The sequence below is a fragment of the Clostridium sp. BL-8 genome (genome assembly GCF_002006495.1).
In the GTDB taxonomy this organism is placed as follows: Bacteria; Bacillota; Clostridia; order Clostridiales; family Clostridiaceae; genus Clostridium.
In genome coordinates, this window is sequence record NZ_LZZL01000007.1 from 39,750 (window position 1) to 63,508 (window position 23,759).

The following is a 23,759-nucleotide window of genomic DNA, read 5'->3' on the forward strand; positions in this document are numbered from 1 at the left end:
AAGAGAAATGTTAGCAAGAAATCATGGAAATAATAGCCATGATTTCTTGCTTTATTTTCAATTGATAAAAATAATTTTTTAACTGTTCTATTTTTCATTTTTATTACTTATTGAGAATACTTTGAATAACTATATAGTGTTTACAGTCATATTCAGCATATGCTACACTATTATTATGTATACTTGTTTTTATTTGGATATTAGTATAAATTATAGAATATAAGTAATTAAAAGCTTGTTCGTTATTATTTTGAACTTTTTAGTCTTAAAATGGAGGAGTGCCTATGAAAAATCTATTTGTAAAGGTTTGCGGAGGAGTAATGACTTTAATTTTAATTTCTGTGGTCTTTACGACATGCGGTACAATTGGAAAGAAGACTGATAATGTGATTAAAAATAACTGTGGCGAAGAAGGGTGGAAGTCAGATACTACACCAATAACATTTGATTGGTACATTGATTTTTCATGGTTTCAAACTAAATGGGGCACTAATCCTGTTTCGAAATATGTTACTGATAAAACAGGTGTTAGCTTAAATTTAATAACTCCAAGCGGTGATGAGGCAGAAAAACTAAATTCTATGATTGAAACAGGTAAATTGCCGGATTTTATTACACTAAGTTCCCAAGATGATGGATATAAAAGAGTTATAGAAAACGGTTTAGCACTACCTCTTGACAAATTATCAGAACAATACGATGCATACTTTATTAAAGTGGCAGATAAAAAAAAATTGGACTGGTATAGGCAAAGTGATGGACATGTTTATTGCTATCCAAATTTTTCTAGTCCAGTGACTGATTTTAATAATTATAAAGAAGAAAAACCATCAAATCAAACATTTTTAGTAAGGAAAGATATTTATGAAGCTTTAGGAAAACCAGATATGAGTACACCAGAGGCATTTTTGAGTGCGCTTGAAAGAGCAAAAAAGCAATTTCCAATCGTTGATGGTAAAGAATTGATACCATTAGGATTTCATGAGTTTAATGACGATGGAAATCTTTCGTTAGATAGCATTTTACCAAATTTTTTAGCAGTTCCACGAGAAGAAAATGGTAAAGTATATGATAAAATTACAGATAAAGACTACATAAGATGGTTAAAAACATTACGAACAGCTAATGAGAAAGGATTGCTTTCAAAGGAAATATTTGTAGATAAAAGAGCTCAGATAGAAGAAAATCTTACAGAAGGAAGATATTTTGCAATGCTTTATCAAAGTTCTGATATGTCTGCTCAGCAACTAGAATTATATTCTAAGGATAAAAATAAAATATATATGGCAATTGATGGACCTTCAAACTCTAAAGGTGACACACCTAAACTCGCAGGAGACAGTATTTCGGGATGGACAGTTACTCTGATTTCAAAAACATGCAAAGACCCAAAGCGAGCTATAAGTTTTTTAAGTTATTTAATTAGTGAAGAGGGCAATAAAGATTTATATTTAGGAATAAAAGGTTTTGCCTGGGATGAAGTTAATGGAAAAGAACAGTTTAAACCTGAAGTTGTAGATTTACTAAATAAGGATAGAATAGCTTTTGATAACAAATATGGTGCGGCAAGCACTTATTGGATGCTGGAAGACGGGGATTTGGTACAGAAATGGACACCGCCCAGTGAAGAAGCGATAAAGATGATAAGTGATTGGGCAAAGGGAAAGACATATAATTATTCTTTATTTGATAACATTTATCCATATGGAGATAGCGAGGAAGGAGTAGCGTTCTCTAGAATAAATATAAGGTGGGGAAGCACTTTGAAAAATTTACTTATAGCTAAGAATGAGGATGAATTTGATAGAATATTAAATGAATTTATTGCATATAGAAAAGAACAGGGTTGGGATAAGATACAAAAATATATTCAGCAAAAATATGAAGAAAATAAGAAAAAGCTAAATGTAGTTAAATGAATGAAAATAGGAGCTGCTTAAATGAAAAATAATATTGTAATTTTGTGGGGGAAAATTAAGCAAGTACTAAATAATGAAAGTTTAATAAAAAAATTAATCACTACGTATATATTCATTATCGGTATTCCAATACTAATATTTTCCATATATATATTTCATTCACTTTCAGATAATGCGAAGCATAATGCAATAAGTAGAGCTAATTATGATCTTAGTACTGAATATGATAGCGTTGAAAAGAATGTGTACATAATGCGAAATATAATTAACGCTATAGAATCCGATAATAAAGTAATGGAATATTTACAAGGTAATAATAATCAAGAAGCAAAGGAACTAATTGATTTTAGAGAAACAACTTATAAACAGCTAATTAATCTGCAAAATAATAATCCAACAATTAAGCAAATAAACATATTTACTAGCAATTCAGAAGTTAATGAGATTTGGCCTACGTTTTATAAAATAGATAGAATCATCGATAATGACTGGTATAAAAAAGTTATTGAAAAAAATGGTGGGGAATATTGGAATGTTAGTCACTATGACAATGATATTGTAGTTAAATCAACCTTAAATGATGAATCAAAAGATATAGTAGTCTCACTTAATAAGAAAATTAATTATCCGAGTGATAAATATTTAGGCATAAGTAGAGTTACTATGCGATCTAAAGACTTCTTTCCCAAAATGTATGAAGATGATGATTTGAAAAGTGGACAAATATTGTTAGTAAATAAGGAAAACATGGACATAGAAACAGATGAAAATAGTGCACTACTTAGAAGTTTTAATTTTGATAAAAAAATTTTTCGGGAATTTATTAAAGATAAGTTAGAATATGAAAAAGGAGAAGTGAATTATAATCAAGGGAATGAAGGCTATATCATATTATACAAAGAGTCGCCGATTCCAAACAATTATTTGGTAAATGTTATACCATTAAATAATATTTCACAGGAAATCAAAAACTCTAGACACGTGGTTATTTGGGGCTCTGTTTTTTTACTGCTACTTTTATCTGTAGTTGTATATTATGCAACTAAAACTATTCTCAAAAGATTATATAAGATAATTGCTGCAGTTAAGCAAGTTAGAACTGGAGATTTAATGCCGAGTATAGAGGTATATGGTAATGATGAAGTAGGAGTACTTGCTCATAACTTTAGGCAGATGATGAAAACTATAGATACACTGATTAAGGATAGTATAAATAAAGAAATAATAACCAAGGAAGCAGAGTTGAAAGCATTAAAAACTCAAATAGATTCACATTTTTTATATAATACTCTTGAAAATATTAGGATGATGGCACTTGTTGAAGAGAATTATATGGTATCGGATTGTTTGGCATCTTTAGGTGATATGATGAGGTATAACATGAAATGGAACAATGAGTTTGTTCCACTAAGTGAAGAAATAAGCCATATTAAGAATTATATATCATTAATGACTCTTAGATATGATTTTGAAATAATTTTAAAGATTGATATTGATTCTGAATTTCTTGATAAAGAAATATTAAAATTAACTATTCAGCCTTTAGTAGAAAATGCAGTGAAGCATGGTCTTTCAGAGAAATTAATGAGTGAAAATGGTATAGTTTCTATATCTCTTGATATTGACGAAACATATCTATATTTAAATGTGAAGGATAATGGAAAAGGAATGGATATAGGTAAAGTGAATGAACTGCAGAACCACATAAATGGAAAGACAGATAAAAGATATGGCCTTGGTCTTAAAAATGTCAGCGACAGAATAAAACTTTTCTATGGAAAACAATATGGTATTATGATTGAATCGAAAGAAAGGTGTTATACTCAAATAACACTTAAGCTGCCTAATGCATTAAACAATTAGTAAAAAATTAAATTAATAAAATAAGAACTATTAAGGGGGGAGAAATTTGTATTCAGTAATGATTGTAGATGATGAACCAATTATTAGAATGGGGCTAAAGAAAATAATTAATTGGGAAGAATACGGTTTTAATATAGTCTGCGAAGCCCGTAATGGGGAAGAAGCGCTTGAATTATTTAAGGAGCATAGTATAGATTTCATTGTATCAGATATTAAGATGCACAAAATGACTGGAATTGAGCTACTAAGGGCAATTAGGGAAAAGGAATTAGATACGTTAGTGCTATTATTAAGTGGATATGATGAATTTTCATATGCGCAGGAGGGCATAAGACTAGGAGCCTTTGATTACATATTAAAGCCGTTAGATTCTCAAAAACTAAAAAACATATTAATAAGTGCTTACAATAAACTAACTAGGAAAGAAAAAAAAGATTATGAATACAATGTAAATAAAGTTATATCTGGTGAGAAGATACTGTATGACTTATTAAGAGGAAAAAATCTAATGATGATGGATGAATATATTTCCCAGTATAATCTTCCTCTTATTAAAGGAAAAGTTCAAGTGGCGATTATTGAAATCAATGAAATTGTTATTAGTAGTCAGGATTTAACTGAAAATGATGAATGGAACCATTTGAATAACAAGGTTAATGATTTAATAAAAAAAGAATTAAAAGATAGTGTTATAAAATATTTCTCTGTATTAGAAGGAGACTTTGGAAAAAAAGTTATCATTGTACAAGCTAGCGATGATAGTGAAATATTGGATTTTGATCAAAGTTTTCTTACAGTATTAAAAAGAATACTTGCAAATGGCAGCGAAGGCTTGCAAACAAAATTAAATATTGGGGTTGGAAATGCCTATAATCAAGTATATAGTATTTACAAAAGTTATTTGAATGCTAAAGAAGCACTAAAATACAAATATGTGTTAGGCACAAATAAGTTAATTCATGTAAACGAATTGACAGAGCTTAGGCAGAAGAATTTTGTTTATCCGATTGAGAAAGAAAAAGCATTAATAAATTCAATACTTATAGGTAAAGATGATTCAGTAATTATGCTTAAAGATCTAGTAAAAGAAATAGCAAATATATTGAATTTTAATATCTTTAGTATTAATATTGCGTTTACAGAGTTAATATATAATATTTACAATAATGTGCTCAAAAAATATAGTTTTTTACAAGCAGTATATGATTTAAGCCAAATAATTAAGATTGGTTTTGTAGGAGTTGAAACTCTTGACAATATCGAGGAACAACTTATTGGAAATATAGAGAAGCTTATAAACATTATAAAGGAATACAATCTAAATAAGAGTGATAATATTGTTCAAAAAGCTTGTGAATATGTACTTAACCATATAGATGAGGATATTACATTAATGTCTATAGCTAACAGTTTAAATATAAGTAAGAACTATTTATGTTCAATATTTAAGCAGAAAACAGGGGAAAACTTTTTAGAATATGCAACAAAAGCAAAGATGGAAAGAGCAAAAGTATTATTAAAGAGGTATGACTATAAAGTTTATGAAGTTAGTGATATGCTTGGCTATAAGGAGAAAGCGTATTTTAGTAAATTATTTAAAAAGTTTACTGGCTTTACTCCAGCCGAATATAAAAAAAGCAATATTTAAAAACTAAAGGAGATTCTGCAAAGAGTCTCTTTTTTTATGTAAATGTTTGAATTGAGTAATTTTTTAATACTATATCGTAATTTTATACCATTCTAGTAAACGTTTTTTTTATGTATCATAAAGATGTGATAAGGATTGAGGAGGAAAAAGCTTAAATAAATTTAAATTTATCAACTTTCGAAACTGGTTTTGAAATACTGAATTATAAAAAATATTAATAAATATTTTTTTTATAAATTATCGAAAGGGGTTTCTGGAAATGAGTTTTAAAAAATTTCAAAAGCTGAACTAATTTTTTTAGGACATATATATTAATAGAAATTAATTATAGGGGGGAAATTGTAATTATGAAAAAAAATTATTTAAAAAAAGTATTGATATTTGCAATGTCAGTTGCAATAGTGGGATCTGTTTTCACAGGTTGTGGTAGCTCAAAAAGTGAAAATGAATCAAAACCAACCGCTTTTACAGAGAAGGATCCAAAGGATTACAAAGGAACAATCAACATGTGGTCATTTACAGATGAATTTCAATCATCACATTTTATCGAAAAATTTAATGAAGTATACCCAAACATTCAGGTTAAGTTAACAGTTATACCGACTGATAACAATGCATACTCAACAAAACTTTCATCAGTATTAGCTTCAGGATCAGGTGTACCTGATGTTTTCACTTCAGAAGTTGCAAATGTAAACAAATATGTTAATACTGATTACTATGAAAATCTTTCTAAGGCTCCATATAATGCAGAAGACATTGGAAAAACTGAGGCTCAATATGTTGTAGATCTTGGAAGAAATGTACAAGATAATAGCATTAGAGCACTATCTTGGCAAGCAACTCCAGGTGGATTATTCTACAAAAAAAGTTTAGCTAAACAATATCTTGGAACAGATGATCCAGACGAAATTTCTAAGAAATTTAGTTCATGGGATTCGTTAATTGAAACTGGTAAAGAATTAAACGAAAAAAGTGGCGGTACAGTAAAGTTACTTCCAAATTATTCTGAAGGATTTGTTATTGCATCTGGAAGTAGATCACATGGCTGGGTAGAAGACAATAAATTAGTTATAGATGATAAGATGATGGAATATGTTGATAATGCAAAGAAAATCAGAGATGCAGGTATAGATGCTAAGTTTAATACATGGTCAGCACCATGGTCAGCATCAATGGCTGGTGCAGTAGATGGGACAAACGTATTAGCTTATGCACTTCCAACTTGGGGATTACCATACGTAATAGCTACTAATGCTAAAGACTCAAAGGGAGATTGGGGACTCGCTAAGGCACCAGCAGCTTACTACAATGGTGGTACTTGGTTAGGCATCTACAGTAAGAGTGAAAATAAGGAACTAGCATGGCAGTTTGTTAAGTTCTTCAATTCTAAGGAATTCCAAACATGGGATATGAAAACAAATGGTGATTTCTCATCTATGCCAGACGTAAGTAAGCAGTTTGCAACTACTGATGATGGAAAAAATGATTTTTGCGATGGACAAAATTTAGCTAAGACATATAATGAGATAATTCCATCTATTTCTGGTAAGTTAGTTACTAAGTACGATGAAACTATCAACAGTAAATTCCAAGCTGATTTAGACTTATATGTAACTGGACAAAAAACAAAAGAAGAATTTTTACAACAATTTAAAGCAGATATTAAGGCTGCATTCCCAGATATAGCTGTAGAATAACTTCATAAGAACTTATTAGCTGTTTATTATATTTTAAGCAGCTAATAAGGAATTTAAATTAGGAGGCGGTTTGATGCCAAAGAAAAAAAACAGAGTAGATAAAGGGAGATATGGAATATACTTCATTATTCCATATTTTGTTGTATTCTTATTATTTTCATTATATCCGATTATATATACTTTAATTATAAGTCTTGAAAAGTGGGATGGGATGTCACTAAGCCAAACTTTTGTAGGACTTAAGAACTATGTTACTCTTATACATGATTCTTTATTTTATCAGGCTATTGCAAATACATTGATAATGTGGATTTGCGCTGTAATTCCACAGATGATTTTTGCACTTCTACTTGCAGTATTGTTTAATAGTGCAAAAAAGATTAGGGGAAAAGAATTTTTTAGAGCAGCTATGTATCTTCCTAACCTTGTTACACCAGCAGCTGTAGCCGTGTTATTTGTATTTCTATTTGACTGGCAAACTGGTGCGGTTAATAAGGTTCTTTTAAATTTACATTTGATTAAAGAACCTATTAACTGGTTTTTGAGTGAATTTTCTTCTAGAGGAATAATGTCACTTATATCATGGTGGATGTGGTTTGGATATAGTACGATAATTTTTGGAGCTGGTTTGAATAATATACCTGCAGAATTGTATGAATCTGCAAGCATAGATGGAGCAACTCCTTGGGAGAGTTTTAAGTGTATAACAATGCCACTTTTAAAACCAACTTTATTATTTGCTGCTGTAACATCACTTATTGGTGGTATGCAGACATTTGATATTCCTTATGTTATGACTGGTGGACAAGGAAATCCTAATAATAAGACTTTAACAGTAGTTATGTATTTATATAACACTGCTTTCCAAAATTCAAACTATGGATATGGTTCTGCTATAGGATATGGTTTATTTATATTGATACTCATATTTTCTATAATAACTTTCAAGTTTATTAATAGAAATGCTGAGAATGATTAGGGAGGGATATTAATGGAAACAAAAGTTAAAAGAACTAATAATATGAGGACAAGTAGTAAAACAATAGTTAGGTATATCTTTTTAATATTACTTACTATAATATGTTTAGTTCCCTTTTATATAATGCTCATAGATTGTACCCATACCAATGGAGAAATAGCATCAAAATTATGGCTTTTACCAGGTACAGCATTATTAGATAATTACCATAGGTTAGTGGAAAGTGTACCTATATGGAGAGGATTTGCCAACAGCTTATTCATTGCAGTTGCTGTTACAGTAGTAAGTGGATATTTTAGTGCACTTACTGCATATGGATTTTCAAGATATAAATTTAAGGGTAATAAAATGCTTTATGCAATTGTATTAGGTTCAATGATGATTCCTATGCAGTTAGGATTCATAGGATTTTATCAATTAATAAGCAAAATGCATTTGCTTAACAGTTATATTCCTTTAATAATTCCTTCAATAGCTAATGCGAGTTCTGTTTTCTTTATTAAAGGTTATACAGATGGTGCAGTTCATGAATCCTTGATTGAAGCAGCAAGAATAGATGGTTCTGGTGAATTTGCTATATTTAACAAAATAGGATTACCTCTTATTATGCCTTCTGTTGCAACTATGTCTATATTTACATTTATAGGAACTTGGAATAATTATCTAACACCTCTTATTCTAATATCAGATATGGATAAGTATACACTTCCAATTATGCAAGTTGTTGCAAAAGGTGTTTACAAAACTGAATTTGGTGCAATATATACATGTATTGCAATTTCTGTTGTTCCAATAATGATAGCATTTGCATTCTTGTCAAAGAAGATAATTGGTGGATTGACAATTGGAGGAGTAAAAGGTTAAAGGTAAGAGTGACATAGGATTAATTCCTTGTGTGTAGTTGAAAATAAAAAAGAAATAATACTTTTTCTAAATTAAGCGATGAAATTAGGAGTATTGCTATATTAATTAAAGTTGTTGATAGAGATAGGAAAAAATTATGAGTAAAAAAAGAGAATTCAATGATGGGGTTATTGTTAAATTTTTTAATTATGTATGGTGGTTTTTATTAGCAAATTTTTATTTTTGGATTTTAAATATTCCTTTTATATTTGTAGCATTAGGAATGACCTATTATGGGACTATCGATGTGTATATGATTATTATTTTAATGTTGTCATCAATACCTATTGGACCTGCATTAACAGCATTGTTAAGTGTAATGGGCAAGTTAACGAGAGAGGGAGATATTGATGTTACAAAAGACTTTTTTGAATCTTATAAGGTAAATTTTCTCGATTCAGTATTTTTTTGGACATTAGGGATAATTATTTTAACTTTAGCTTGGATTGAATTATTATACTTTAATAATAATTTTAGTTTGACTCTAGTGAAAATTATACCTGTGATTTTGATATTTATATTTGTTTCTATATGGTTTCATATATTTCCTATATTATCAAGGTTTTATTTGAAGAAGAAAGAGATTTTTGCATTATCATTAATGTACCTAATTAAGAAAATTTATGTTTGTATAATATCAATTGCAGCAGCTTTTATATTATGGAATATATTCATTAAAATAAAATTTATAGTGATACTTCCATTGTTTTTTGTAAGTATTGTATGTTACTTAGTGATGCTTATGGAAAAAAATATGCTCCTGGATATTGAAGAAAAATACAATAATAAGGACGTTGAAGTTCAATAAAAATAGACATATTTAAATGATGAAAATAAAAGTATAAAAATTAATATATATTGGGGAGGCAAATAATGAGAGAAGTTGTAGCTAGAAAAGTTGAACAGTCTGCAGAGCAGAAATTAAGAGAAATATTTAATGAAAGGCTTGAAAAGCAAGCTGTTATAGATGGTATCTTCTACGATAGCACATATAGTAAGTCAGTTGGAGTTGCTAATTTACCAATCAAAATTCCTGTTACTTTAGAGATATTTAAAAATAGAGAAATATCTCTACTATTAGATACGATTTTAAAAGACAATGAATCTGTGATCATTAAACTTACTAAAAATGTAGATGACACTATTTTATTATCATATAACAAGGGATTAATTACTGAAATAAAGTTAGACCTTGAGATTAGTAATAAGATAAACACAATAGTAGAAAAGATAACTTATGGTGTGGGAAGCATCAATGAAGAGGGAGAACATGAAATAGACTTATTGGCTCCATCTCCTGGTCCACACTTTTATACTAATTTACTGTTAGGAAATAGAATTGATTTTTCTCATCCTTTACAGACTACCCCGAAGAGCGTAGTGGATAAACTAGGAAGAGGAAGCTTTAGATCTCATGCAGCTACTCAGGTATTGGCTACAAGATGGGATATGCTTCAAGAAGAAAATGGTTTTCCTGCAAGCCGTCAGTTCTATTTGGTGGAGGATGGAAAGCAAATATTCTATTCAGCAAATGTTAAAGACAAAAATATAGAATCAGGGAAATGTATTCATTCTCAAAATCATACTAAAATTATTTATAAGACTAAGTGTGGATTAGAAATTGAAAGATTAATTTTCCTACTTCCTCAAGAAGAAAATATGCCTATAGCTGTTGAGGCACAACAAATTAAAATAAAGAATAATACAAATAGTGCAAGGAATATAAAAATAGTTTGCACTGGTATGTTTGGAAGTGCTGCGCCAAGTGCATTGATGGAGGATGTTTTATACAGCAATGTAATTATGCAGGCAAAGGTATTACTTGATGATGAAGGTTCTGTAATGGCTATATCTTCAGATTATTATCCAATGTATACAAGTGGCGACTACAGATTTCATACAATGATTACACATAATGAAAAAGGAGCAGTTCTTCCTAAAGAATTTTGTACAAGCTATAGTGAATTCGTTGGAAGTGGTTCATTAGAAAGACCAGAGGGGTTATACAAACTTAGCAGTAATTTGAACAGAAAAGGACCAGGTTTCTTTGCTGTTAGCAGCGAGATTACAATACAACCAGTAGCTGAAATCTCTATTGATAACTTAACAGGATTAGTTTCAAATAAGACAAATGATAATTTTAATGAAAATACTTTTAAAACTGAAGTGCAAAATTTAATTGTTAAATATAGTAATGAAAAAGAAGTTCAAAATGCTTTTAATAATAGCATGAGCTTTATAAATGAATATAGTAGTTACCTACAAGTTAATTCTGGTGATAAGCAATTCGATACTTATGTTAATAAAAATCTACCTTTCCAAGTTTTATATCAAACTTTTGTATCACGTTCATTTGACCAAACACAAAAAGGCTATAGAGAAATAGGTTTTAGAGAAATTCAAGATATTTACGCATCAATGTATTACTTTATAGGAATGGGTAAAAAAGATTTAGCTAAAAATTTAATAAAGGAATGGGCTGAAAAGGTATTTGAATTTGGTTATGCATACCATAATTTCTTTTGGATTGGTAAAGAGCCAGGAAAATGGTCAGATGATGGATTGTGGCTAATCCAAGCTGTATGTAGATATGTAAATGTTACTGGCGATGTTGGCTTCTTGGATGAACAGTTCGTTATTGGTGGAAGTAATCCAATAAAGAAAAGAAGCTTATATGATACAATGAAAGCTATTTTAAGATATTCAGGAGAAATTTCAATAGGAAAACATGGAATACCTCTACTTGATTTTGCAGATTGGAATGACTGTTTAAAACTTGATACTAATTATATAAATGGTGTTGAAAAAGAAAAAAGATACAAGGAACAGATAGCTATAACAGGAAGAGATGGAGAGCCATTTGAAAGTGATTATTCTGAAAGTGTTATGAATGGTTTCTTATTAAAGGTTGCTCTGGATGAAATGATTGAAATCGGAAAACAGAAAGAAGATACATTATATTACAATAACCTTGAAAAGGCTTCTAATAAACTTTATGATAATTTGCAAAAATATGCTTGGAAAGATGATTTCTTTGCAAGAGTTCTATTTAATAGATACAAAGATGGAGAGTTTACTTATCTTGGAGCTAAAGGTGATAATCTTTCAGCAGATCCAAATAAAGATGGCACATATTTCCTAAATTCCTTCAGCTGGGCAGTTTTATCTAATTCTGCAACAGAAGAACAAATTAAAATAATGATTGAATCTATAGAGGCTCATTTAAAAACTCCTTATGGATTAAAGCTTATTAGTCCAACAGATTTAGAGAAGGTTGCAACTGGAACTGCAACAGGAGAATATTTCCCTGGAGATAGAGAAAATGGTGGAATATTTAAGCATGCTACAATGATGGCTACTAGTGCTATGCTAAAAGCTGCTAAGATGGTTAATAGCGATGAATTAGCTAGAAAGCTGACTAATACAGCATATTGGATGATGAATCTAGTTTTACCATATAACACAATGAAACATCCATATGAAACATGTGGAAACCCAAGATTCTGTACCCAATATAACAATAGCGATACTGGAGAAAATATAGGACCTACACTTAGTGGTACTTCTACTTGGCTTACACTATCATTATTTGATGCTTTTGGTGTTGAATATACAGCAAAAGGTATAGAAATAGATCCAATACTTGCAGAAGAACAAAGATCAATAAACTTGATTCTTAATACTGGTAAGGCTACCTTCAATATTAGAATTTCAAAACCTGAAGGTTTCTATAGAATTAAAGATTCTTCATATTCTATAAAAGTTGATGGCGAAAAAATTGAAGGTAATATTCTAAAGAATTTTGAGGATGGTAAGGAGCATAATGTAGAGATAATCTTCTAATATATATAAGTTTAATGAATAATGTTTATTAGATTTTATATATTAATGAAGTGACCTATAGAAAAGAGGTGTTTTATGAAGGAAGAAAATGAACAAAAATATGATTATATAGATGAACTAGGATTTTACGTTATAGAAAATTATGATAAAAAAGCTCCTTTTGCTAGCTTTCTCTCAGCTATTGCAGGTGTAGAAGGAATACCAATGTGGTCATTTTATGTTAACAGAGGACAAGCTATAAGTAGTATTGGAATAAGGGATAAAAGTAATTGTATAATGGAGTTTTTTTCAGCCAATGAAGCTTATAAAATGGTGTATAGCAACGGATTTAGAACTTTCATAAAGGTTAAAAGCAATGAAGAAGAATTTGTATTTGAACCATTTTCTATGACTACAAATGAGAATATAAGAAGAATAATAAAAATTAAAAATAATGAATTAAGATTAGTTGAAATAAACAGCAAACTAAATTTAAATACTGAAATAACTTACTTTACAATTCCTAATGAAGAATTTTCAGCACTTGGAAGAAAAGTAGAAGTTGTAAATCCATCTAATATAAAAACAGAAATAGAAATATTAGATGGATTATCTGCTATATTACCTTATGGATCTGATAATGCAACCTACAAAGCAATTGGAAATACGTTAAGAAGTTATATGCAGGGAGAAATTAAAGAAGATAGAACTGCTGTGTATAAGTTAAGATCTTCTACTGAAGATACAACTCAAGTTGGGACAGTAGAAAATAGTTATTTTTATGTAGCCTTTGATGAAAATGAAGATATATTAAAACCAATAGTTGATTCGGAAAATATATTTGGATACGATACATCCTTAAAAGAACCAGTAGAATTTAAAAATAATACTATTGGAGCATTACTAAATACTAATAATATTTCTTACAATAAAGTTCCTTGCGCGTTTACAGGAAAATCAACATTCTTAGAAGGAAATAATATAACATGTATATATAGCTATATAGGATATATGAATAATAGCGATGATGTTAATAAATCATTAAAGAAAATATGCAAAAAAAGTTACTTTGATTTAAAAATAAGTGAAAGTAATGAACTAATAGATAATATTAGTAAGCATGTGGATACTAAAACCGCATACCCTCTATTTGATGAATATGTAAAGCAATGCTATATAGATAATGTTTTAAGAGGCGGATATCCATTAGAGTTTGGGAATAGAGATAAAAAGATATATTATGTATATTCTAGAAAACATGGAGATTTAGAAAGAGACTATAATTTTTTTAGTATAGAGCCTAATTTCTATTCTCAGGGAAATGGAAACTTTAGAGATGTAAATCAAAATAGAAGAATGGATGTATATATTCACTCATTTACAGGAGTAGAAAATATTAAATTATTTAGTGATTTGATACAGCTTGATGGTTATAATCCTTTGGTCATTAAGGGGAAAAAATTCTATGTAGATGAAAGCAAAAGAGAAAATATATTAAATTTGGTTAATGTATATGAAAGTGAAGAATTGGTAAAAACTTTAGTTGATAAATTTACTATAGGGGAATTGTATTCTTCATTAAGAAATATAAACGGAATTGAAAGTAAAAAAATCAATGAAATCATGAACGATATTATAGAAATGTGTAGTGAAACTGTAGAAATAGAATTTGGAGAAGGATTCTGGAGTGACCACTGGACTTATAATCTCGATTTGATAGAAGAGTACTTAAATATTTATCCAGATAAGGTAAAAGAATTATTAATTAAGGATGAAAATTATAAATTTTATAATTCTCCAGAATACGTATTACCTAGAAAAGATAAATATAGTATTGAAGAGGGAAAAGTTAGGCAATATGCATCTTTAGCAAAAAAAGATAATATATACGATAATTGGATTTTTGATTGTCATGGCAATTTATATAAAACAAATTTATTTGCAAAGGTATTAATTCTTGCAGGAATTAAATTTATGACTTTAGATCCTATGGGATTTGGAATAGAGATGGAAGCTGGAAAACCAGGTTGGAATGATGCTATGAATGGACTTCCCGGATTACTTGGATCAAATTTTTCGGAAACTGCAGAGTTAAAAAGATTATTGTTATTTATAAAAGAAAATTTAGACGTTGTAGAAGATTCAATAAAATTGCCAGAAGAATTTTATGAATCTATATGTGAAGTAGAAAAAGTTCTTTTATTAAATTTAAATGAGGAATTAACTCAATTAGAATATTGGGACAAGGTTTCTACAATAAGAGAAGAATATAGAGAAAAAATCAAATATTCAATAAGTGGAAATAATTCATGTTTAGAAGTCACAGCTATTGAAAGTATAATTAACAAAATGCTTTCTAAGATTGATTTGGGAATTGAGAAATTAAAGGACATGAATGAAGGTAACATTCCTACATTTATGTATTATGATGTAGCTAAATATGAAATAGATAATAAAGGAGTAATAAAACCATTAGAGTTTAAAATTAATTTCTTACCACTATTTTTAGAAGGTCCTACCAGATATTTTAAGACCAAATTAGATTATGTTGAAAGGCACGGATTATATAAATCTATTAAGAAAAGTAATGTCTATGATAAAAAATTAAAAATGTACAAAACTTCAGAATCCTTAGAAGATGTATCTTTTGAAATTGGGAGAGCAAGAAGCTTTACAGCTGGTTGGCTTGAAAGAGAATCAGTATTTATGCACATGGAATTTAAGTACATTTTAGAATTAATAAAAAATGGATTATACGAAGAATTCTTTGAGGATATAAGAACTGCAATACCGCCGTTTATGAATCCCAAAATATATGGAAGGAGTATACTAGAAAATTCATCGTTTATTGCAAGTAGCAGCAATCCAGATGAAAGAATTCATGGAAGAGGATTTGTAGCAAGATTAAGTGGTACAACTGTAGAAATGCTTAATATTTGGAAATTAATGATGGTTGGAGAAAATTTATTTGTATATGAAGATGGAATTTTGAAATTTAGGCTAAATCCTATTTTAACAAAAGATTTCTTTAAAGATAGTGCTTTGATTACTACAATATTAGGAAATACTAAGCTTGTTTATTTAAATAAAAATAATAAGGACACTTTTGGATCTGAAAAAGGAATAATAGAAGAAATTATTTTAGTTGATGCAGACAATAATATGAGTAAATTTAAAGGAAATGAAGTATGTGGAGAGTTAGCTGAAAAGATTAGAAATGGTGAAATAGCAGAAATTCAAGCTACTATTTTATAAGAGAGTAGGAAAATAATTAATAAATTGATAATGTAAAGCTTATAGAAGGGAAGATATACAGCATGAGTACAATTTATGAAATAGCAAAAATAGCAGGAGTTTCTCCAACTACAGTTTCAAAAGTAATAAATAATTATCCTGATGTAAGTAATAAAACCAGAGCTAAAATACAAAAAATTCTTAATGAGGAAAAATTTTTGCCAAATGCACAAGCTCAGTTCTTATCAACCAAGAAAACATGGACATTAGGTATTGTATATTTTGAAAATCTTGGAGTTGGACTTAATCATCCTTTCTTTTCAGGAGTAATAGAAGCTTTTAAAAATCAAGCAGATAAGCACGGATATTCATTATTATTTGGCTCTAAAAACGATAGATTAAAGAATGATACTTTTTTAGAATATTTCAAATATAGATGCGTAGATGGAATCGCTATAATTTGCACGGACCCATATGATAAAGAAACTTTAGAGCTTATAGAAAGTGATTTCCCTATTGTAGTAATAGATATAATTAATAAAAATACATCAACAGTAACTTCAGATAACTTAGAAGGTTGTTATTTGGCTATTAAGCATTTATATGATTTGGGACATAGAAGAATTGCACATATAACGGGTGCAAATAAATTAGATAACTGGCCAAGCATAATAAGAAGAAAAGGCTATGAAAAAGCTATGAAGAAATTTAATTTAGAAATACTTGATGGATATATTGCAGATGGAGTAAATTTTGATGTTAGTGGTGGTTATAGTGCAATGAAAGGTTTACTAAAGCTTAAAGAAATACCAACAGCAGTTTTTGCATCAGCAGATAAGATAGCAATTGGAGCAATAGATGCATTAAAAGAGGAAGGTTTAAGTGTGCCAGATGATATTTCAATAATAGGGTATGATGATATAGAGTTAGCGAGATATATCACACCTAAATTAACAACTATAAGACAAGATCGTAAAGAAATTGGAAAAACTGCAGTTGATTTATTAGTAAAGCAAATTAATGAAAAAGCTAAACTCAAAATTAATAAAATTATACCAGTGCAGCTTATTGAAAGAGATTCTTGTAAGAAATTAGATTTAGTAGAAACAAATAAAAAATAATATTTAATAAAACATTGTAAAGGTGGTTTTCGCGGTATGGCAAATTGTAAATTTGTAAATAATAAAGGAACATTTAAGCTTAAAAATCCAGAAAATAATAGCTATTTGTATTTTCCACTTGCAAATGAGGCTGGAGTTATGTCTAGTATAACTCCAACTTTAAATGGAGATTGTAAGATGGGGCAAAACACATTTTTACTTGCACCAGTAAGTAGTGAAGAGCTTCATAATAATAAATCATCGAGAAATTTTTGGATATATGTTGAAGGTATAGGTGCATGGTCAGCTACAGGAATTTCAGCAGCTCAGCAAGCAGAAGCTTTTAGTGAGGATAAAGAAGAAACAGAATTAGAAGCAGGAATTATGTGGCATAAGATGACTAGGAAGTCAAAGAAATATGGTATAAAAAGTGAAATAATATCTTTTGTACCTTCTAATGATGAGAAAATAGAATTAATGAAGGTAACAATTACTAATACAAGTGATAATTCTAAAAAAGTAACACCAACTGTAGCAATACCATTATATTGCCGTTCTGCAGATAATATTAGAGATCACAGACATGTGACATCTCTTTTAAATAGAATAGAAACCACAGAAGATGGAATTATAGTGAATCCAACATTGACATTTGATGAAAGAGGACATAAGAAAAATACTGTTGTTTATGGCGTTGTTGCAGCAACAGGTGATAGAGAAAAGCCAGTAAGTTTTTGTCCAATAGTAGAAGAATATATTGGAGAAGGCGGATCATTTGAAGTTCCAAAGAGTGTTTTATTAAATGAGGAATTTAAAGTTAAGGCGGATACAAAATTAGAAGGTTATGAGGCAATTGGAGCTATTCGTTTTGATGAGGTGAAAATTGAACCTAATGAGTCTAAAACATATATTGTAGCAATAGGTTTTGGAGATTCAAAATCTGATTTTAATAATATTGCTGAAAGAAATTTGAAAGAAATAGCTTTTGATAAGCTTCTTGAGGAAACTAAAGCATATTGGAATAAAAAAATTAATATTTCATATGAAACAGAGGATAAACAATTTGATAATTGGATGTATTGGGTTAATTTCCAACCAATGCTTAGAAGGATTTATGGCTGTTCATTCTTACCACATCATGATTATGGTAAGGGCGGAAGAGGCTGGAGAGATTTATGGCAAGATTGCTTAGCTCTACTTGCAATGGATCCAAGCGGAGTACGTGGTATGCTTTTAGATAATTTTGGTGGAGTTCGTTTTGATGGAACTAATGCTACAATTATCGGAATTAAACAAGGTGAGTTTATTGCAGATAGAAATAATATAACACGTGTTTGGATGGATCATGGAGCATGGCCTTTCTTAACAACTAAGCTGTATATTGAACAAACAGGAGACATAGATTTTCTTTTAGAAAAACAAAGCTATTTTAAAGATCTTCAAGTAGGAAGAGGCACAGAAAAAGATAATTTATGGGACTTAAGTCAAGGAAATAGAGTTCGTACAGAAAATTTAGAAGAACATAAAGGAACTATTTTAGAGCATCTTTTAGTACAACACTTAACAGCGTTTTATGATGTTGGAGAGCATAATAATTTAAAATTACATGGTGCAGACTGGAATGATGGTCTTGATATGGCAGAAAAACACGGTGAAAGTGTTGCTTTTAGTGCTCTTTATGGAGGAAATCTTACAGATATTGCTGAGTTATTAAAGTACTTAAGAGATATAAAGAAAGTAAAAAGTATAGAGTTAGCTGAAGAGTTACAATTGCTTTTAACTGGTAATAATGAAGTTTATGACAACGTAGAAGAAAAACAAAGTATATTAAAAAATTATTGTGATAAATGCAAGCATAATATTAGTGGAAAAGTAGCTAACATAGACTGCGATGAATTGATTAGTAACATTGAAGAAAAAGCAAAATGGCTTAAGGAACATATTCAAAGAAATGAATGGATAAGTAATAATGATGGCTATAGCTGGTATAATGGTTACTATGATAATAATGCTAGAAGAGTTGAGGGAGATGGCGAATCAGGAACTCGTATGATGCTTACTGGACAAGTATTTACTATTATGAGTAATACTGCAACAGAAGAACAGGTTGAAAGTATTATTAAATCAGCTGATAAATATCTTTATGATAAATCTGTTGGTGGCTACAGATTAAATACCAACTTCAATGAAGTAAAAACTGATTTAGGAAGAATGTTTGGATTTGCGTATGGACATAAGGAAAATGGAGCTGTATTTAGCCACATGGACATTATGTATGCAAATGCACTTTATCAAAGAGGTTTTGTATTGGAAGGATTTAAGGTTATTGATACACTTTACAGTCATTGTAATAATTTTGATGTTAGCAGGATATATCCAGGTGTGCCTGAATATATAAATGAAAAAGGAATAGGTATGTATCATTATTTAACTGGATCAGCTAGTTGGTTGATATTAACAGTATTAACTGAAATGTTTGGAATAAAAGGTGAAATGGGGGATTTATTATTTAAACCTAAGATTCTGGCAAGGCAATTTAATGATGAAAGTAAGGCTTCTATTAAAATGAATTTTGCAGAAAGACGACTTAAAGTTGAATATATAAATAGTTATAATAAAGAATATGGAGAGTATAAAGTGAGCGAAGTTTATATTGATGGACAAGAATATAAATTCTATGGACAACCTGTTATCAAAAGAAAAGTGATAACTTCAATGGGGGAAGATATTGAGCATATAATAAGAGTTATTCTTAAATAAATTATTAAAAATGCGATTCTCGAGTAGCCACTTTTGTTTTATTCTTTAGTGATTTATAATGCAATAATATCCGTGAATGGAATATCACTTTATCGTATGACTTATGAAGATGGGCTATTAATTAGGATATATATGAAAAGAGAATAAAAAATAAATAATATAAGGATTGTTATATTATTAACTATCCTTGACACTAAGAAATAAATGTGTGATACTAATAACATAAAGAAAACAATTACATTTAGATTCTGTGGGGAGATCCCTTTGTAAATGTAGGCTATAGAGAATTAGAGAAAAGAGCCACATAAAACTGAATTTACTTAGAAGAACTACTTTATTTTAGGTAAATTTAAAGCTTATATATTTAGTCAATATGAAGAATTCATTATTGTTTAAAGTATAAGGGTGTTTTATGTGGCTATTATTATTGGCAAAATTAATAGCAATTTAGAATTTTTAATCAATCTTACTAAAATAATTCTTAACGCTGAAGATTGCTGATGTATTGCTTTCTAGGATTATCAAACAAAATATTTATTTTGAAAGTAGGTGTATATAAACTAAAATATGTACTACATTTTAAGAGTAAGGAAAAATAAATTAAATGTTGTAAGAATAGAAAGGAGATAATGCTATGACAATTTTTTTTGCAGAACTAGTAGGAACTTTATTACTTATTTTATTAGGTGACGGTGTTGTAGCCAATGTCGTATTAAAAAAATCAGGTGGATCAGGAGCAGGATTAATAGTAATTGCAATAGGATGGGCTTTTGCGGTAGGAATTCCAGCATTGATTTTTGGAAATTATAGTGGGGCTCATTTTAATCCAGCATTAACAATTGCGTTAGCAGTAATAGGTAAAGTAGCGTGGGCTCAAGTTCCGATTTATTTAGCTGGACAATGTATTGGTGCATTTTTAGGAGCAGTTTTGGTATTTATTGTTTATAATGATCAATTTAAAGCTACTGAAGATAAAGGAAGTAAACTTGGTGTATTTTGTACAGGCCCTCAAGTAAAGAATACTTCAATTAATTTTATAACTGAGCTTGTAGGAACATTTGTACTAGTTTATGCAATTTTAGGAATGGGAGATCAAAATCTATCAAATGGAATGGGAACATTGTTTGTAGCATTTTTAATTTTAGCTATTGGTGTAAGTTTAGGAGGTCCAACAGGATATGCAATTAATCCAGCAAGAGATTTAATGCCAAGAATCGCACATGCAGTATTACCTATACCTGATAAGGGAGATTCTAATTGGGGATATGCATGGATTCCTGTTGTTGCCCCAATTGTAGGAGCAATTTTAGCTGCATTATTTTATGTAATGTTACATGGAATATTATAAAAACTTATTAATATTTGGATTTGACAGTGAAAGGTAAGTATGCAATACTTAAAATAAAAAGAAAACAATTACATGGGAGTATATATGAATATTAAAGAATTGTTAGAGGAAAATCCAGTTATAGCAGCAGTAAAAAACGAAGAACAATTAGGATTAGCAGTAGATTCAGATGCTCAAATTATATTTGTTTTGTTTGGAGATGTGATGAATATTAAAGAAATAAGTGAAATTATTACATCTAAAAACAAGATAGGAATAATTCATATAGATTTAGTTGAAGGATTTACAAATAAGGAAGTGGTTATAAGATATATCAAAGAAAGAACAAAATTTAGTGGAATAATCAGCACAAAACCACAGGTTGTAAAACTCGCTAAAAAATATGATTTATTAGGAGTTCAGAGAGTTTTTATTTTCGATACTCTATCATTGAGCACTGTTAAAAATCACATGATTTCTGAATGTGATGCAATAGAAGTATTACCAGGAATAATTCCTAAGGTACTTGGAATTATATCAGAGCATTCTAATAAACCAGTTGTTGCTGGTGGACTAATCGAAACCAAAGAAGAGGTAATACATGCATTGAATTCAGGAGCAACGTGTGTATCTACAACTAAAAAAGAAATTTGGAACATGTAGGCTATAGAGAATTAGAGAATAAAGCCACATAAAACTAAGTTTATTTAGATAAGTTTATTTGGACTAAATAGATTTTAAATTTATACAAGGCAGTAAGGAGAAGATATTATATTGCAGGAGTATGAATTAATGTTTTATGTGGCTATAATTTTCAGCAAATTTACTGCAAATGCTTATATATTCCATATTTAAATAAGAGAGATATAAATTAATCTAGATGTTTGATATTAGAATTTTAATGAAGTATTTTAATAAAATATGTTAAGAAAGAAAGGTGCAATATTATGAAAAAATATATAATAGCGTTAGATCAAGGAACTACAAGCTCAAGAGCAATAATTTTTGACAAGGATCAAAACATAATGGGGGTAAGTCAAAAGGAATTTACTCAAATCTATCCAAAACAAGGTTGGGTAGAACACAATCCATTAGAAATATGGGCAAGCCAATACGGAGTTTTACAAGAAGTAATGGCAAAAACTAGCATTACTCAGGATGAAGTAGCAGCAATAGGAATTACAAATCAAAGAGAAACAACTATAGTATGGGATAAAAATACAGGGGAGCCTGTGTACAATGCAATAGTATGGCAATGTAGAAGAACTGCAGCTATAGTGGAAGAACTTAAAGAAGATAAAGAGTTCGCACAATATGTAAAGGAAAATACAGGATTATTACTAGATGCATATTTCTCAGGAACTAAGATAAAATGGATATTAGATAATGTAGATGGTGCGAGAGAAAGAGCTGAAAAAGGTGAATTGCTATTTGGTACAGTAGATACTTGGTTAGTTTGGAAGCTTACAAATGGTAAAGTTCATGTAACCGATTATACAAATGCTTCTAGAACAATGCTTTATAATATAAAAGAATTAAGATGGGATGATAAGATATTAGAAAAACTTAATATTCCAAAATCAATGTTACCTGAAGTTAAAAATTCATCAGAAGTTTATGGATATACAAATCTTGGAGGCACAGGTGGTGTAAGAGTTCCAATAGCAGGTATGGCAGGAGATCAGCAATGTGCATTATTTGGACAAACTTGTTTTGAAGCAGGTAGCGTTAAAAATACTTATGGAACAGGCTGTTTCTTACTTATGAATACAGGAGAAAAGATGATCCAAAGTAAAAATGGATTATTAACAACTATTGCAGTAGGAATAGACAATAAAGTTCAATATGCATTAGAAGGTTCAGTATTTGTTGGTGGAGCTGTTATTCAGTGGATCAGAGATGAACTTAAATTGGTTAATGATGCAGCAGATACAGAATATTTTGCTCAAAAGGTAGAAGATAATGGAGGGGTGTATGTTGTTCCAGCATTTACTGGACTTGGCGCTCCATATTGGGATATGTATGCAAGAGGAGCTATTTTTGGACTAACAAGAGGAGCTAATAGAAACCATATTATAAGAGCAGCTCTTGAGTCTATCGCATATCAATCAAAAGATCTTATAGATGCAATGCAGGAAGATTCTGACTGTAAACTTACAAGCCTTAAAGTTGATGGAGGAGCAAGTAGAAATAATTTATTGATGCAATTCCAAGCTGATATTACAGGAGCAGAAGTTGTTAGACCAATAATAACTGAAACAACAGCACTTGGTGCAGCATATTTAGCAGGTCTTGCTGTAGGTTTTTGGGAATCAAAAGAGGAGATTGCAGAAAAATGGGCTGTAAGTCAGGCTTATGCTCCAAAACTTGATGAAAATAAAAAGGAAAAACTATATAATGGTTGGAAGAAAGCTGTTAAGAGAGCTGAAGGCTGGGAAGATTAATTTGATTAACAGTTAACAATTTACAGTTGGATGGAATTTTTTGAGCTTATTGCATCTAAG

14 protein-coding genes are annotated in these 23,759 nt (G+C 29.7%); all 14 read left to right on the forward strand.

Annotated elements, in window-relative coordinates; translation table 11 throughout:
- Positions 1 to 284 precede the first annotated feature (284 nt).
- The 14 genes from CLOBL_RS03085 to glpK all read left to right on the forward strand — a co-directional run bounded on the left by CLOBL_RS03085 (position 285) and on the right by glpK (position 23,699).
- Positions 285 to 1,919 (forward strand): extracellular solute-binding protein, encoded by a 1,635-nt coding sequence (locus tag CLOBL_RS03085; protein WP_077857670.1) that lies wholly within the window; start codon positions 285 to 287, stop codon positions 1,917 to 1,919.
- Between the two features lie 21 nt (positions 1,920 to 1,940).
- Entirely contained in the window at positions 1,941 to 3,782 is a 1,842-nt protein-coding gene (locus tag CLOBL_RS03090) for a histidine kinase (RefSeq protein WP_077857671.1), read from the forward strand.
- A gap of 46 nt (positions 3,783 to 3,828) precedes the next feature.
- Positions 3,829 to 5,430, forward strand: coding sequence for a response regulator (locus CLOBL_RS03095; protein WP_077857672.1), 1,602 nt, complete (start codon positions 3,829 to 3,831; stop codon positions 5,428 to 5,430).
- 347 nt (positions 5,431 to 5,777) lie between these two features.
- On the forward strand, positions 5,778 to 7,130 hold the full coding sequence (locus tag CLOBL_RS03100; protein WP_077857673.1) for an extracellular solute-binding protein: 1,353 nt from the start codon (positions 5,778 to 5,780) through the stop codon (positions 7,128 to 7,130).
- A gap of 73 nt (positions 7,131 to 7,203) precedes the next feature.
- A complete protein-coding gene (locus CLOBL_RS03105; protein ID WP_077857674.1) occupies positions 7,204 to 8,109 on the forward strand; it encodes a sugar ABC transporter permease in 906 nt (301 codons plus the stop codon).
- A gap of 12 nt (positions 8,110 to 8,121) precedes the next feature.
- Complete coding sequence (locus CLOBL_RS03110) at positions 8,122 to 8,973, forward strand: carbohydrate ABC transporter permease (RefSeq protein ID WP_077857675.1); 852 nt, start codon at positions 8,122 to 8,124, stop codon at positions 8,971 to 8,973.
- A 136-nt stretch (positions 8,974 to 9,109) separates the two neighbouring features.
- On the forward strand, positions 9,110 to 9,820 hold the full coding sequence (locus CLOBL_RS03115; protein ID WP_077857676.1) for a DUF624 domain-containing protein: 711 nt from the start codon (positions 9,110 to 9,112) through the stop codon (positions 9,818 to 9,820).
- A gap of 65 nt (positions 9,821 to 9,885) precedes the next feature.
- Positions 9,886 to 12,855, forward strand: a complete 2,970-nt coding sequence (locus CLOBL_RS03120; protein WP_077857677.1) for an amylo-alpha-1,6-glucosidase — start codon at positions 9,886 to 9,888, stop codon at positions 12,853 to 12,855.
- Between the two features lie 75 nt (positions 12,856 to 12,930).
- On the forward strand, positions 12,931 to 16,089 hold the full coding sequence (locus CLOBL_RS03125) for a hypothetical protein (protein WP_077857678.1): 3,159 nt from the start codon (positions 12,931 to 12,933) through the stop codon (positions 16,087 to 16,089).
- A gap of 62 nt (positions 16,090 to 16,151) precedes the next feature.
- Positions 16,152 to 17,189, forward strand: a complete 1,038-nt coding sequence (locus CLOBL_RS03130; RefSeq protein ID WP_077857679.1) for a LacI family DNA-binding transcriptional regulator — start codon at positions 16,152 to 16,154, stop codon at positions 17,187 to 17,189.
- A 36-nt stretch (positions 17,190 to 17,225) separates the two neighbouring features.
- Positions 17,226 to 19,928 (forward strand): cellobiose phosphorylase, encoded by a 2,703-nt coding sequence (locus CLOBL_RS03135; protein ID WP_077857680.1) that lies wholly within the window; start codon positions 17,226 to 17,228, stop codon positions 19,926 to 19,928.
- A 634-nt stretch (positions 19,929 to 20,562) separates the two neighbouring features.
- Positions 20,563 to 21,276 carry an MIP/aquaporin family protein gene (locus CLOBL_RS03140; RefSeq protein WP_009168514.1) on the forward strand — a complete coding sequence of 238 codons (714 nt, stop codon included), beginning with the start codon at positions 20,563 to 20,565 and terminating at the stop codon, positions 21,274 to 21,276.
- Between the two features lie 84 nt (positions 21,277 to 21,360).
- Positions 21,361 to 21,918: a glycerol-3-phosphate responsive antiterminator gene (locus CLOBL_RS03145; RefSeq protein ID WP_077857681.1), complete on the forward strand. Its 558-nt coding sequence runs from the start codon at positions 21,361 to 21,363 to the stop codon at positions 21,916 to 21,918.
- Between the two features lie 284 nt (positions 21,919 to 22,202).
- Positions 22,203 to 23,699 carry a glycerol kinase GlpK gene (gene glpK, locus CLOBL_RS03150; RefSeq protein ID WP_077857682.1) on the forward strand — a complete coding sequence of 499 codons (1,497 nt, stop codon included), beginning with the start codon at positions 22,203 to 22,205 and terminating at the stop codon, positions 23,697 to 23,699.
- Positions 23,700 to 23,759 lie beyond the last annotated feature (60 nt).